Genomic DNA, 12561 nt, shown 5'->3' on the forward strand with positions numbered 1-12561 from the left:
CCAAAAGCGTACCAGGGTGGCTCAGGCAGGACTCAGGCGGTCGGGGACTCCGCGGGCGCCCGGAAGTAGTGCCCGGCAGCAAGGTCGTCCAACAGCCCAGGATGCGTCGGCTCCCAGCCGAGCGCCTCGCGCGTCAGCGCGCTCGACGCCGGAATGTCCACGGAGAAGAACCGGCCGAGCCAGCCGAAGTGCTCGTCGGCATCCTCCGGCGCGACGGACGCGACCGGAAGATCGAGCCCGTGCCCGATGGCCTCGGCGATGTCGCGAGTGGCGACACCCTCCTCGGCGACAGCGTGGACGATGGACGGGGCGTCCTCGCTGGGACCCGCGGCGTCGAGCGCGAGCTTCACCAGGTGCGCGGCGTCGAGCCGGTGGACGGCGGGCCAGCGGTTGGCACCGTCACCGACGTATCCGGCGACGCCGTTTCGGCGCGCGATCCCGACGAGGGCGGCCGTGAAACCGTGGTCGCCGTCGCCGTGCACGGTGGGCGAGAAGCGCAAAGCCACCGGGCGCACGCCGCGGTCGGCGTATGCGAGGGCGAACGGCTCCGCCCCTCCGCGCGGCGCATCCGGGCCGTCGTACGGGGACACGTCCTGTTCGGTGGCCAGCCTGCCCGGTGCGAGGAGAGCGACACCGGAGGCGAACAGGAACGGCCGGTTCGAGCCCTCCAGCGTTCCGGCCAGGGCCTCGATGGCCGCACGCTCGGTGTGTCCGGCACCGACGTAGTCGGAGAAGTCGTGCTTGAAGGCGAGGTGGACGACCGCGTCGGCGTCCGCGGCGCCGGCACGGAGGCTGTCGAGGTCGTCGAGACTGCCAGGGAGCGACTGCGCCCCGGCGGCCGCGAGGGCTGCGGCGGAGGCGTCGGAGCGGGCGAGGCCGACCACGTCGTGACCGGCTGCGAGGAGTTCGGGGACCACGGCCGAGCCGATCCAACCGGATGCTCCAGTGACGAAAACGCGCATGAGATCTGTCCTTCTTTCCTGCCCGGTCATCGAGGCCGAGCGCTGATGTCAGTAACTGTCATCAACATAGCACGACATGACAGCGACTGTCATCACTAGAATCAGACCCGTGGGACGATGGGAACCGGATGCACGCGGCCGCCTGGCAGGCGCCGCGCTCGAGCTGTACGCCGAACGCGGCTACGACCGCACGACGGCCGCCGACATCGCCGAACGCGCCGGGGTGACGGAGCGCACCTTCTTCCGGCACTTCGCCGACAAGCGCGAGGTGCTGTTCGACGGGTCGAACACGCTCGAGAACGCCGTGGTCGCTGCGATCGCCGATGCCCCCGGCGATGCTTCGCCACTCGACGCCGCCGGCGAAGCGCTGGCCCTGGCGTCGCGCATGCTGGAGGAGCGCCGGGACTACGCACGGCTACGCGCACAGGTGATCGCCGCCAACGCGAGCCTGCAGGAGCGCGAACTGCTCAAGCTCTCGACGCTCGGCATCGCGGCCGCCGACGCACTCCGCGCACGCGGGGTGCCCGCGCTGGCGGCGAGCCTTGCCGCCGAGTCCGCCGTCACCGTCTTCAAGGTCGGCTTCGAGCGCTGGCTCGCCGACCTCGCCGCCGCGAGCGGCGCGGCCGCACCCGCCGCCCCCATCGACGTTCACGTCCGCGCCGCCCTCGCCGAACTCAAATCCCTCGCCGCCGCCTCCCTCGCCGCCTGAACAATCGAGCCGGTGAGGCGCGCGTCACATGGTGGGGCGCAGGCCCCCGTCGATGACGACGTCGGCGCCGGTGAGGTTGCCGAGGCGCGGGCTGGAGAGCATGACGGCGAGGTCCGCGACCTCGGACGGGCGCGTGAAGCGGCCGGTCGCCGCCTGACGCTCGGCGCCCGCCCGCACAGCGGCGGGATCGATGCCCTGCGCTTTGGACACCGTCGCCGCCACGCCCGTGTCGCCCAGCCAGAGCGCGGTCTCCACTGGGCCGGGACTGATCGAGTTCACCCGGAGCCCGCGCGGACCGAGCTCCTTCGACAACGACTTGGTCACGCTGAGCAGCGCCGCCTTGGCCGCGCTGTAGTCGAGCACCTGGGGATCGGCCAGGATCGCGTTCTCCGACACGATGTTCAGGATGCTCCCGCCTTCCGCCAGACGCGGGATCGCCGCCCGGCAGGCGCGCACCGCCGCCAGCAGGTTGAGCCCGATCGTCTGGGCCCAGGCGTCGTCGTCAATGGAGTCGAAGCCGCCCGGACGCACCGGAGCGGACCCGACGTTGTTGACCAGCACGTCGATGGAGCCGTCGAACGCCTCCACCATCGCCGCCGGGCCGAGCGGGTCGAACAGGTCCACCTCGAAGAAGGTGAACCTGTCGTCCGCGTCCGCTAGCGCTGACACCTCGTCGGTGGGGCGACGGGAGGCGCCGACAACGGTTGCGCCCTCCGCCAGGAAGGCCTGCGCGATGGCCAGGCCGATGCCACGGCCCGCGCCGGTGACGATGACGCGTTTGCCGTCGAGTCCGAGCTCCACGTCAGCTCACGCCTCCACGGGAGCGAACTCCTGCACGAACTCCAGCGCGAGGTCGGCGACCTCGCGCCATCCGCTGTCGATGGTGAGCGAGTGACCGCGGTTGGGCACGCGTGCGAGGCGGGTGACGCCCTCGTTGCGGGCCTGCAGCTTGTAGCTCGCATCCATGATCGCCGGGGGCACGGTGTGGTCGCCGTCGCCGGAGATCAGTAGCAGCGGACCGCGCTCGGGGTTCTTGGTGTCGACCTTGGTTTCGGAGAACGGGTTGAAGTTCGCCGTCGCGGCCTGGAACAGCGGGACGCCGGCCGCCGGGACGTGGAACGTCTCGTAGAGCTGGTGCGCTTCGGCCTCGTCCACGTGATTGGCCCAGCCGTAGCGGAACTGCTCGAAGGTGAGCGACACGGCCTTGCCGACGTTCGTGGGGTTGGTGAGGACGGGAGCCGCCGACTTGAGCGAGGACGCCGGGAGCGGAAGCACACCCTGGAACGGCGCATTGTCGACGGAGACGGTCACCGCGGCGACCCCCTCACCGGCGATCTTCTGCGCGATCAGTCCGCCGAACGAGTGGCCGATCACTGCGGGCTCGTGCTGCAGCGCGTCGATGGCCTCCAGATAGTGCTCTGTGACCTGCTTGACCATCTTCTTGGCGAAGACCTCCGGGTCGCGCCGCGCGTCCTCGACGCTGTCCGGGTCGTCCGGCCAGCCCGGCGCGATCGTGGAATACCCCTGGTCCTCGAAGAGGGCGCGCCACGGCGCCCAGCTGCTCGACAGCAGCCACAGCCCGTGGACGAACACCACCGGCCGCCGCCCGCTCTCGTTCGCTTTCGCGATCTCGTCCAGTTCCCATTGCGTCAAAGTGCTCATGCCACACCCTTGCTCTCGGGTCGGCGCTCGGCGGCGCGGACTGGTCTGAGCGTAGCGAGCCCCGGCCGTGCGGCGGAAGGGGCGAAAACCTACTTCTTCTTGCGCTTCTCCTGCTGGATCTCGGACTTCGCGCCGTGCTCGACGAGCACTGCGATGTAATCGCGCAGGCGGGCGTTCTTGAAGGAGTCGTAGTTCTCCTCGACCAGCTTCTCGATGTGCTTCTCGGACACGTCCGGGTATTTCTTGGTGAGGCGCTTGATGACGTCGTCGATCGCTTGGCGCTCGGTCTTCTTCTCGGGCATGGGGGAAGCGTTGCGCGGCCAGGTGACCAAAAGCTGTGAATCGCGTGGCACACTGGGCGCGTGCGATCCGGCAAGCTCCTCCTCCGGCGCGGCACGGACACCGACGGCCGCGCCCTGCTGCGCGCGCTGGTGGCCGAGCTGGCGGGCGTCGCCGAGGCGGGCATCCGGATCGTCGCACGCTGCCCGGACTGCGGTGGCGACCACGGGCGTCCGGTGGTGATGGCCCCGGATGCCGCGACGGACGTGCGCGTGTCGCTCGCGCACGCCGGAGGGGTCACGGTGGCTGCCGCCCTCGTTGGCGGTGCGGTCGGTATCGACGCCGAGCCGCGACCGCACGCTGCCGATGCGGTTCCGGGGCTGCGCCGCTGGACGCGGATCGAGGCCGTCCTCAAGGCCGACGGCCGCGGCCTGCGCGTGGATCCGGAGACCGTCGAATTCGAGACCGTCGCGTTCGAGAGTACGGACACGCTCCTGGTCGGCTCCGCCCCCGGCGACCCGCGCCGCTACGAGCTGCGGGAGGCGCACCTCGGCGACGACCTGATCGTCAGCGTCGCGATCGAACGGTGACCCCGGTGCGGGGCAGCTGAGGCAGGTCCAGCGCATCCAGCCACGCGTCGAACAGCGCGTCGAGGTCGGCACCGGTGACCTCCGCCGCGAGGGCCCGGAAGTCGTCGGTGGTGACCGTCCCGAACCGGTAGCGCTCGGTCCAGGTGCGCAGCAGGTCGAAGAACGGCTCGTCGCCGACCGTGAGTCGCAGCGCGTGCAGGGTGAGCGCGCCGCGCTTGTACACGCGGTCGTCGAACATGCTCGCCGCTCCCGGATCGCTCACCTGGAGGTCCTGCGGCAGACCGCGGAGGCCGGCGTGGAACCGGCGTGCCAGCGTGTCCGCGTGCTCCTTGCCCGCGCGCTCCGACCACAGCCACTCCGCGTAGCAGGCGAACCCCTCGTTGAGCCAGATGTGCTTCCACGCCGCCAGTCCGACGCTGTTGCCGAACCACTGGTGCGCCAGTTCGTGCGCGATGAGACGCTCCGAGCCGCCGTGGCCGTCGGCGTGGTTGGCCCCGAAGATCGCCGACGCCTGCGCCTCCAGCGGGATCTCCAGCTCGTCGGCGGTGACGATCACGGTGTATGCGTCGAACGGGTACGGTCCGAAGACCTCGGAGAAGTAGCCGACCATCGCCGGGAGTTGCGCGAAGTCGGCGGCGACCCGCTGCTCCAGCTCGGCCGGATACGCGAAGCCGATCACACCATCCGGGGTCGGCGACTCCCGGCGCAGGTAGCGACCGATCTGCACGGTGGCGAGGTAGGTGGCGGTGGGGACGTCGCACTCGTACGTCCACGTCGCCCGCCCGGACGACACGCTCCTGCCGGTCAGCTCGCCGGTCGCGACGACAGCGTACGACTGCTCGGCCGACACCCGGATGCGGTACCGCGCCTTGTCGGACGGGTGGTCGTTGCACGGGAACCAGGTGGGTGCACCGGACGGCTGCGCGGCGACGATCACGCCGTCCGTCAACTCCTCCCAGCCGACCTGCCCCCACGGGCTGCGGCGCGGCGCTGGCGCCCCGGCATACTCCACGTCCACCGTGAACGTCGCGCCCTCGGCGATCGGCCGCTCCGGCGTGACCACCAGCTTCGACGCCGCCTGGCGGAAGCGGGTGCGCCGCCCGCCGTCGACGGTGACCTTCCCCGCCTTCAGCCGCACCAGGTCGAGGCTGAACGATGCGAGCTCCTGGGTGGCCGTCGCGGTGATGACCGCCCGCGCATCCAGCCGGTTGGTGGCCACGCGGTAGCGCAGGTCGAGGTCGTACAGGTCGACCCCGTATCCGCCGTCGCCGGAGTGCGGGAGGTAGTCGTCGCCGACCCCCCGGGAGCCTGCCGCGGCTCTCACGAGACCGTCGCGTGGTAGTCGGCGACCTTGACCTCGCGCCACGGGCCGATCGGGTTGCCGCTCCAGCGGCTCCGGTCGGGGACGAGCTCTCCGCGCATCACGAGCGACGCGGGACCGACGGTCGCGTGCGCCCCGATCCTGGCCGCCGGCAGGATGACGCTGTGCGGCCCGAGGGTCCCCCCGGTCTCCAGGGTCACGGTGTCCATGCTCATGATTCGATCATGGAACAGGTGCGTTTGCACCACGCAGCCCCGATTCACAGTGGATGCGTCGCCCAGCCGCACGAGGTCGGCCTCCGGCAGCCAGTAGCTCTCGCACCACACCCCGCGGCCGATCCGCGCCCCCAGGCTGCGCAGCCACCACACCAGCGCCGGGGTCCCGGACGCCGCCTGCGCGAACCACGGCGCCGCGACCATCTCGACGAACGCGTCCGACACCTCGCTCCGCCACACGAATGACGACCACAGCGGATGCTCGGCCACCGGGATGCGCTGCACCAGCGCCCACTTGGCCACCGTGCTCACGCCGGCGGCCACCGCACCGGCGACCAGCATCACCACGCCGCTCAGCAGCACCGCCGCCCACACGCCCCACGCGGCAGCCAGAGCCATCAGCGTGAACAGCACGCCGAGCCCGATGATGCAGGTGACGAACACCGGCACGATCCTGCACAGTTCCCAGAGCGCGCGGGCGATGCGCAGCCAGGTCGACGGGCTGTATGTACGGTTCACGTCGCCGCTCGCCGCCGTGCGCCGCAGCCGCACGGGCGGGGAGCCGAGCCACGACGAGCCGGGCTTGGACTTGCGCGGCGCAGCAGAGAGCACGGCGACCAGGCCGTCCTTGGGCACCCGGTGGCCGGGAGCGGCCATGCCGGAGTTGCCGAGGAACGCCCGCGCTCCGATGTCCGAGCGCGCCACCCTCACCCGGCCTCCGCCGAGCTCGTACGAAGCGACGAGCGTGTCGTCGGCGAGGAACGCGCCGTCTCTGACCCGCGTCATCGCCGGGATCAGCAGCACCGTGGAGGCCTCGACGTCCTTGCCGATGTCGGCCCCGAGCATCCGGAGCCAGACGGGGGTGAACAGCGAGGCGTAGAGCGGGAAGAGCAGCGTCCTGGCGAGGTCGAGCACGCGCTCGGTCGCCCAGACGCCCCAGCCGACCACGCTGCGCACCGGGAAGACACCCTCCTTCAGAGCGAGACCGAGCAGCCGGACGATCACCAGGACCAGTCCGGCCAGCACCACCCCGGCGACCAGCGTCGCAGGGACGACGGCGGCCAGCGCGCGCAGCGCCGCGTCGCCGAGGGAGGCGGACCCGGCCATGGCGAGGGCGACGATCACGCCGCCGGCGGCGAACGCGACGATCGGCAGCAGGGCTACCACCACGCCGCCGACCGCGTACGCGACCAGCCAGCGCTTGCGCAGCGGAGGCCGCTCCGGCTCCCACCACGGCTCGCTCGCGCCCACCCGCACGGCGGGGGAGCCCGCCCAGCGCTCACCGGATCGCACCCGGCCGAAGACGGACGATCCGGGGGCGATCTGCGCGTTCTTGCCGATGCGCGTTCCCGGCAGCAGCGTGCTCCGCGCGCCGACGGTGCTGTTCGCGCCGATCCGCACGGCGCCGATCCGCAGCAGGTCGCCGTCGATCCAGTAGCCGGAGAGGTCCACCTCCGGTTCGATGGCCGCGCCGTCGCCGATGCGGAGCATCCCGGTGACCGGCGGAAGGGCGTGCAGGTCGACGTTCGGTCCGATGCGGGCGCCGAGCGCTCTGGCGTAGTACGAGATCCACGGCGCACCGGCGAGGCTGACCGCGCCCACCTGGTGGGCGACCTGCTCCGCGAGCCAGAGCCGCAGATGTACGCCGCCGCCGCGCGGGTAGTCTCCGGCGCGCACGCCGGAGAGCAGCAACCGGGCGCAGACCACGGAGACGGCCATCCGGCCGAACGGCGTGACGAAGACCAGGAGTCCGACGATCAGCACCCACCAGTTCGTCGCCGGAAGGAACCCGAAGCCGTCGAACCCGCGCAGAATCTCAGCGGCGGTGAGCGCGTAGAGCAGCCAGCGCACCCCGCTGAGCACGAACAGTGGAACGCCGAGCACCGTCTGCAGCCACTGCATCCTGGCGGGGGTCGGCGGCACGGCGTGGGTGGAGGCGACACTCTCGTGCGCGCCGGAGGCACGCGCCGCGAGTTCGGCGGCCATCGCACCGAGCCGCGGGTGCGCGTAGATGTCGGCGACGGTGAACTCCGGGTCGCGCTCCCGGATGCGGGTGACCAGCTGCGCCGCGGACAGCGAGCCGCCGCCGAGGTCGAAGAAGTTGTCCGCCTGGTCGGTGACGGGGAGGCCGAGCACCGCCTGCCAGTCGGCGGCGAGGTCGCGGAGGGCGGCGGCCGCGGCTGCGTCGGCATCGCCGGTCTCGCCGGTCGCACCGTCGCCGAGGCTGCCGAGCCCGCCCGGGGCGTCTCCCGCCGGGAGCGGCCACGGCAAGGCGGCTTTGTCCACCTTGCCGGACGTGCGCGTCGGCAGTTCGGCGAGCACGGCGAGCACCGGAATGAGGGCCGCCGGCAGTTCCTCGCGCAGCCTGGCGAGCGCCGCGGCGCGATCGAATGCGGCGTGGTCGACCGCCGACAGGTAGCCGACCAGGATCTTGTTGCCCGCCTCCGTCGTCCGCACGGCGACCGCCGCCGCGGACACGCCGGGAAGCTGCTGCAGCGCCGACTCGATCTCGCCGAGCTCGATGCGGCGGCCGCCGACCTTCACCTGGTCGTCCGCCCTGCCCTGGAACAGCAGCCCCGCTGTGTCGAAGCGCACGAGGTCACCGCTGCGATACGCCCGCTCCCAGCCGAGCGTCGGGAACGGCGCGTACTTCTCCGCATCCTTGGCCGGGTCGAGGTAGCGGGCCAGCCCGACGCCGCCGATGATGAGCTCGCCCACCTCGCCGTCGCCCACAGGCTGCCCGTCGCCGTCGACCACGGCCAAGTCCCAGCCGTCGAGCGGCAACCCGATGCGCACGGGCTCCCCCGGTGTCAGCAGCGAACCGCAGGCGACGACGGTCGCCTCGGTCGGACCGTAGGTGTTCCAGACCTCGCGCCCCTCGACCGCGAGCCGGTCGACCAGCTCCGGCGGGCACGCCTCACCGCCGAAGATGAGCAGGCGGACGTTCTCCAGCGACTCGGCCGGCCAGAGCGCCGCGAGCGTCGGCACGGTGGAGACGATGGTGATGCCGCGCGTGATCAGCCACGGCCCGAGGTCCATGCCGCTGCGCACCAGCGACCGCGGAGCGGGCACCAGGCAGGCGCCGTGCCGCCAGGCCAGCCACATCTCCTCGCAGGAGGCGTCGAACGCGACGGAGAGTCCGGCCAGCACGCGGTCGCCAGGGCCGATCGGCTCGTCCTGCAGGAACAGCCTGGCCTCCGCATCCACGAAAGCCGCGGCCGACCGGTGACTGACGGCGACGCCCTTCGGCGTGCCGGTGGACCCGGAGGTGAAGATGATCCACGCGTCGTCGGCGGGGGTGGGGGCGGAGATGATCGGGGTGGTGGAGGTGCTGGGATGCGCGGGGGCGCCCGCGAAAAGCTGGGCGGGCACGTCCGGGGACGTTGGTGCAGGGACGCTCTCGGCCGCGGGCTCGCTCGGAACGTACTCGGCGTCGCCGGTGATGATGCCGCGGACCCCCGCCTCACCGAAGACCAGTTCGGCGCGCTCCTCCGGGTCGTCGGCGTCGACGGGGACGTAGGCGGCACCGGCTGCGATGACCGCGAGGATCGAGATGTACAGCTCCCTGGTGCCGGACGCCAGCCGGATCCCCACCCGGTCGCCGCGCTGCACGCCCGACAGCGTCAGCCGCGCCGCCACCCGCACCACGGCGGCCATCAGCTCGCGATAGCTGAGCGCGCCGCGGCCGTCCTCCAGCGCCGACGCATCCGGATGCGCTGACGCGGTCGCGCGCAGAACATCCAGCAAGGTGCGAGGCTCCGCAGCGAAGCCGCCGCGGTCCAGGATGCCCGTGCGAGCTTCGGTCACGTGTCACTCCCGTTCGGAAAGTCGAGGAGACCAGAAACTAGCCGCTCGGAGTAGCCGGGAGGTGAACGACGCTCAGCTCACCCCCGACAACGCCTCGACGAGCCGCGCCTTGGACATCGCCGAATAGCCGACGACGCGGCCACGCGCACGGCGTCGCAACTCGATCACCGTGAGATCGGCGAGGACCTCGGCGGCGGGAGCGGGAGTGACGGTGGCGACAGGGGGTGTTGGGGTGGTGCGCTTGGCGGCGGTGGTGCGTTTCGCGGCGGGACGTTTGGTGGGCGCCTTGGCCGTGGGACGCTTCGCGGCCGGTGCCTTCGCGGCGGGCTTCGCGGCGGGTTTGGCGGCTGCAGGGACCACAGCAGGCTTCACGGCGACCTGCGTCACGGTGGGCCCCGCCACGGCAGACTTCTTCGCACCCGCCTTCACCCCGGAAGACTTCGCGACCTCCGCCTTTTTCGCGGGAGTCTTCGTCGCATCCGGGCTCTTCACGGCAGACGGCTTCACGGCAGTCGGCTTCTTCGTCGCCGCAGACGACTTCTTCGCCGCCAACTTCTTCACGTCCGCCTGCTTCACCGCGGACGACGACTTCTTCGGAACCGCCGACTTCTTGACCGGCGACTTCTTGACCGGCGACTTCTTGCGCAGGCGCTGGAACTCCGCGGCGAGCTCGTCGGCCTTCTTCCTCGCCTTCTTGTCGACCTTCTTCGCGGCCTGTTTCGCGTCGGCGAGCGCCTCTTCCGCTCGCTTCAGCGCGTCGGACGCGGTCTTCTCCAGCTTGGACTTCTTCGGCATTGCGGGCCTCCTCGGCGGATTTCCTGCACAGCAGGCCCAGTTTTGCACAGCCGCCGCCGGAAGCGGCGGACAAATGTCGCCTTCTCTTTGCCTGGATGTCACCGACGGCGCGTAGCGTGCGCTGAACGAACCAGGAGGTGGACCAATGACGTACACAGAAGCTTTCGACATCGTCGACGCCGGGGAGGGGCGCTGGGACATCCAGCTGCACGAGACGTTCCTCGTCGCCGGACGTGTGTGGCGCACCGCCGCGGGCTTCCTGCTCTGGGACTGGGCCGACCGTCAGCTCGGCACGTTCCCCAGCCTCGCGGACGCGCTCCGCACGCTCTTCTCGATCCAGCCCCGCGACCGCCTGGTCTGAGCAGCCGTCGAGCCCAGGGTCATTGCCGCTAAAACTGGGGTTCAGGGGGTAGGCCGGCGGCGAGGTCGGCGAAGACGGCGCTGGCGTCGGTATGGCGTGTGAGGGGCGCGGCCTGGCCGAGCCAGAGCGACTGGAGGTCGCCGAGGCCGAGGCGACCGGCCTCAGCACGGAAGCGGCCGGTGAGCCAGTTCTGCACCGGGAACGGCGCGATCGCCCCCGCCGCCTCGATCTCGCGGATCGCGCGGTTGGCTGCACCACGCGCCAGGCGTCCGCTCATCGCGCGGGTCAGGACGGTGCGTTCGGCGGGCGTCGACGCGATGGCGCGCCGGTGCGAGTCCGTCGCCGCGGACTGCGTGGTCGCCAGGAACGCCGTGCCGACCTGCACACCGGAGGCGCCCAGCGCGAAGGCCGCCGCGACGCCGCGACCGTCCGCGATGCCGCCGGCCGCGATCACCGGCACGCCCACCGCATCCACTGTTTGCGGGATGAGCGCGAACGTTCCCACCAGCGACTCCTCGGAGGCGCGCAGGAACGAGACGCGATGCCCGGCCGCCTCCATCCCGGTCGCGACCACGGCGTCGACGCCGCCGCCCTCCAGCGCGACAGCCTCGTCGACCGTCGTCGCCGTGCCGATCACGGCGATCCCGCGAGCGTGCGCCGCGTCCACCACCGCGGAGGATGGGACGCCGAACACGAAGCTGACGGCTGCGGGCGCTGCGGCGAGCGCCGCCGCGAGCTGCTCGTCGAACGACGGAAGGTAGCGGTCGGGTTGGGCGGGCACGTCCAGGCCGAGCTCCTCGAAGATCGGGCGCAGCGCATCCACTGCTGCAGCGAACGCCGCGTCCGTCTCCCCGCCCTCCCCCGATTCCTCGTGCGGGAGCCACAGGTTGAACGCGAACGGTCGCGCCGTCCTTTGTCGCAGCTCGGCGGCCGTCCGCTCGATGCGTTCGGCGTCGTAGCCGTAGAGCCCGAAGCCGCCGAGGCCGCCGAGCTCACTCACCGTGGCGGTCAGCTCGACAGAGGACAGCCCGCCGAACGGCCCGAGGAACACCGGGACGTCGATCCCGAGCATCGTACGGAGTGCGTCGGTCATCGCGCCGTCCAGCCTCCGTCGACGTGGAGGGTCTGGCCGGTGATCAGCGAGGCGGCGTCGGAGGCGAGGAACACCACCGCGTCCGCCACCTCCCGCGGCTCACCGATGCGGTGCAGCGCGGCGATCCGGTCGATCACGTCCGCCTCGAACTCCGGATCGGCCAGCATCTCCTCCGTGCCGTCCGTGCGGATGAACGTGGGGGCGACGCAGTTGACCCGCACGCCCTTCACGCCCCACTCCACCGCGAAGCTCTTGGTCAGCTGCGAGACGGCCGCCTTGCTCAAGCAGTACACCGCCTCTCCCGGGAGCGCGACGGTTCCGGCCTGGGATCCCATGTTCACGATGGCGCCGCCACCGTTCGCGATGAAGTGCGCGCCGGCGTACTGGCTGAGGAAGAACGTCGACTTGACGTTCAGGTCGATCAGGGAGTCGAAGATGTCGGCCGTGTACTCCTCGATGGGCCGGTCGGGGACGCCGCCTCCCGCGTTGTTGACGAGCACGTCCAGCCCGCCGAACTCCGCGATGGCACGGTCGATCGCCGCGTAGCTCTGCGCGAGATCGGTCACGTCCATCCGCACGGGCAGCGCCCTCCGGCCGATCGCCTCGATCTCGGCGACCAGCCCGGAGACGCCGTTCTCGTCGCGCACACCGAGCGCCACATCCGCTCCGGCCTGCGCGCACGCGACCGCGATCGCCCGACCGAGTCCGCGTGCGGCCCCCGTCACCAGGACCCGCCGGCCCTCCAGCTCACTACCCATGCTCTTCCT

12 protein-coding genes are annotated in these 12561 nt (G+C 71.5%); 3 read left to right on the forward strand and 9 right to left on the reverse strand.

Annotated elements, in window-relative coordinates; all coding sequences use genetic code 11:
• Window positions 1-32: 32 nt before the first annotated feature.
• Window positions 33-962: an SDR family oxidoreductase gene (locus tag AC37TH_RS02965; protein WP_490762866.1), complete on the reverse strand. Its 930-nt coding sequence runs from the start codon at window positions 960-962 to the stop codon at window positions 33-35.
• Window positions 963-1071: 109 nt separating this feature from the next.
• Here AC37TH_RS02965 and AC37TH_RS02970 point away from each other — a divergent pair, with 109 nt between their 5' ends.
• Entirely contained in the window at window positions 1072-1671 is a 600-nt protein-coding gene (locus AC37TH_RS02970; RefSeq protein WP_490762867.1) for a TetR/AcrR family transcriptional regulator, read from the forward strand.
• Between the two features lie 24 nt (window positions 1672-1695).
• Here AC37TH_RS02970 and AC37TH_RS02975 read toward each other — a convergent pair whose 3' ends face one another.
• The 3 genes from AC37TH_RS02975 to AC37TH_RS02985 form a co-directional block, all read right to left on the reverse strand.
• Complete coding sequence (locus AC37TH_RS02975; protein ID WP_490762868.1) at window positions 1696-2472, reverse strand: SDR family NAD(P)-dependent oxidoreductase; 777 nt, start codon at window positions 2470-2472, stop codon at window positions 1696-1698.
• A 6-nt stretch (window positions 2473-2478) separates the two neighbouring features.
• Window positions 2479-3333 (reverse strand): alpha/beta hydrolase, encoded by an 855-nt coding sequence (locus tag AC37TH_RS02980; RefSeq protein ID WP_490762869.1) that lies wholly within the window; start codon window positions 3331-3333, stop codon window positions 2479-2481.
• Window positions 3334-3422: 89 nt separating this feature from the next.
• Window positions 3423-3635, reverse strand: a complete 213-nt coding sequence (locus AC37TH_RS02985; protein WP_490762870.1) for a three-helix bundle dimerization domain-containing protein — start codon at window positions 3633-3635, stop codon at window positions 3423-3425.
• A 60-nt stretch (window positions 3636-3695) separates the two neighbouring features.
• Here AC37TH_RS02985 and AC37TH_RS02990 point away from each other — a divergent pair, with 60 nt between their 5' ends.
• Window positions 3696-4202 carry a 4'-phosphopantetheinyl transferase family protein gene (locus AC37TH_RS02990; RefSeq protein ID WP_490762871.1) on the forward strand — a complete coding sequence of 169 codons (507 nt, stop codon included), beginning with the start codon at window positions 3696-3698 and terminating at the stop codon, window positions 4200-4202.
• Here the strand turns inward: AC37TH_RS02990 and AC37TH_RS02995 are convergent.
• From AC37TH_RS02995 to AC37TH_RS03005, 3 genes are all read right to left on the reverse strand, one after another.
• The gene (locus AC37TH_RS02995) at window positions 4180-5526 is read right to left on the reverse strand and encodes a M1 family metallopeptidase (protein WP_490762872.1); all 1347 of its coding nucleotides are present in this window, start codon (window positions 5524-5526) and stop codon (window positions 4180-4182) included. The two genes, AC37TH_RS02990 and AC37TH_RS02995, sit on opposite strands and share 23 nt — an antisense overlap.
• Complete coding sequence (locus AC37TH_RS03000; RefSeq protein WP_490762873.1) at window positions 5523-9545, reverse strand: Pls/PosA family non-ribosomal peptide synthetase; 4023 nt, start codon at window positions 9543-9545, stop codon at window positions 5523-5525. The genes AC37TH_RS02995 and AC37TH_RS03000 overlap by 4 nt, the downstream gene beginning before the upstream one ends.
• A gap of 72 nt (window positions 9546-9617) precedes the next feature.
• Window positions 9618-10340, reverse strand: coding sequence for a hypothetical protein (locus AC37TH_RS03005; RefSeq protein WP_490762874.1), 723 nt, complete (start codon window positions 10338-10340; stop codon window positions 9618-9620).
• Window positions 10341-10485: 145 nt separating this feature from the next.
• Here AC37TH_RS03005 and AC37TH_RS03010 point away from each other — a divergent pair, with 145 nt between their 5' ends.
• Window positions 10486-10701 (forward strand): hypothetical protein, encoded by a 216-nt coding sequence (locus AC37TH_RS03010; RefSeq protein ID WP_490762875.1) that lies wholly within the window; start codon window positions 10486-10488, stop codon window positions 10699-10701.
• Between the two features lie 28 nt (window positions 10702-10729).
• Here the strand turns inward: AC37TH_RS03010 and AC37TH_RS03015 are convergent, their stop codons facing one another.
• A complete protein-coding gene (locus AC37TH_RS03015) occupies window positions 10730-11794 on the reverse strand; it encodes an NAD(P)H-dependent flavin oxidoreductase (RefSeq protein WP_490762876.1) in 1065 nt (354 codons plus the stop codon).
• The gene (locus tag AC37TH_RS03020) at window positions 11791-12552 is read right to left on the reverse strand and encodes an SDR family NAD(P)-dependent oxidoreductase (RefSeq protein ID WP_490762877.1); all 762 of its coding nucleotides are present in this window, start codon (window positions 12550-12552) and stop codon (window positions 11791-11793) included. The genes AC37TH_RS03015 and AC37TH_RS03020 overlap by 4 nt, the downstream gene beginning before the upstream one ends.
• Window positions 12553-12561: the final 9 nt, after the last annotated feature.

Source organism: Leifsonia sp. McL0627 (assembly GCF_058244615.1).